The organism is Vibrio sp. Vb0667, from assembly GCF_033391095.1.
In genome coordinates this window covers 1-1025 of record NZ_JAWPOL010000424.1, presented here as the reverse complement: position 1 = coordinate 1025, position 1025 = coordinate 1, and the positions used below count along the sequence as shown (strand labels likewise).

At 44.5% G+C, this 1025-nt stretch carries 2 protein-coding genes; both read right to left on the bottom strand.

What is annotated here, in order from left to right; all coding sequences use genetic code 11:
* Positions 1-41 precede the first annotated feature (41 nt).
* On the bottom strand, positions 42-380 hold the full coding sequence (locus tag R8269_RS26405; RefSeq protein ID WP_005482617.1) for a 4a-hydroxytetrahydrobiopterin dehydratase: 339 nt from the start codon (positions 378-380) through the stop codon (positions 42-44).
* On the bottom strand, positions 370-1025 hold a 656-nt coding region (gene phhA, locus R8269_RS26400; RefSeq protein WP_318223058.1), incomplete at its 5' end, for a phenylalanine 4-monooxygenase. The genes phhA and R8269_RS26405, both read right to left, overlap by 11 nt.

Sequence of the window (1025 nt, the reverse complement as noted above, 5' to 3'; positions counted from 1 at the left end):
TTTCAGAGCATGAATAGCAAACAACGGCTGCCCATTCGTGTTTATTCGCTCAACACCAACGCATCACACTTAGACGCACAGATGAAATCGTTCTTATGCAAACCTTTAATGGAATGGCTCCACCAAGTCACGGTGACTTTGCCCCACTCAAGCAAAATTGACGGGTGATGAAATTCTTCTTCTGCCAATTCCGCAATCTTATTGCTGAACGCCCACGCTTGTTTAAAGTTCTTAAACTTATAGACCTTCTCAAGTTGCGGAATGTCGTCCCTTTCAATGAGATGCCAATCGGACAGCTGCAGCAATAGAGATTGCTGTTCTTCTTTCGTCAGGGCAATGGCATCAAAGCTACAAGCTTCGCATTTTTGTTCATTCAGCATGAGCAGGTTCCTTAGGTTCAAAAAGTGGTGGGAGCAATCCAGCATCTATCGCTAGATCCGCTTGTTTCAATAAATTCAGTTGGCTAATTTGGAAAAGCTGGGAGAAATCATCAATCACATAGTATTTAGGCTGCATGATATCGATGCGATATGGTGTTCTTAATACCGTTTGTAGGTCAAAGGACTCACGAATTGCACTTTCGCTTTCCAATGCGTAGATGGTTTCTCCTGGGGAAGAGAGTATGCCGCCGCCATAGATTTTGGTTTTCGTGCCTTCTTTCACTAAACCAAATTCAACGGTAAACCAGTAAAGACGAGCCAAGTAAGCTCTCTGTTTTGGTGTTGCCGCTTGTCCGAGCTGACCATAATGTTCCGTAAACGCAGCAAACTCTGGATGCGTGAGCATGGCACAATGGCCGAAAATTTCGTGGAAAAGATCCGGCTCTTGTAAATAATCGAACTCTTCTCGGGTTCTTAGGAAAGTCGCGACTGGAAAACGTTTGTTACCCAACAAATTAAAAAATCGGTCGAAATCGATCAGAGCAGGCACAGGCTCAACCTGCCATCCTGTTGTTTCCATTAAGACTCGATTGATTTCCGGCAACTGAGGCACACGATCCTGAGGTAAGTTCAGCAGTTCCAAAC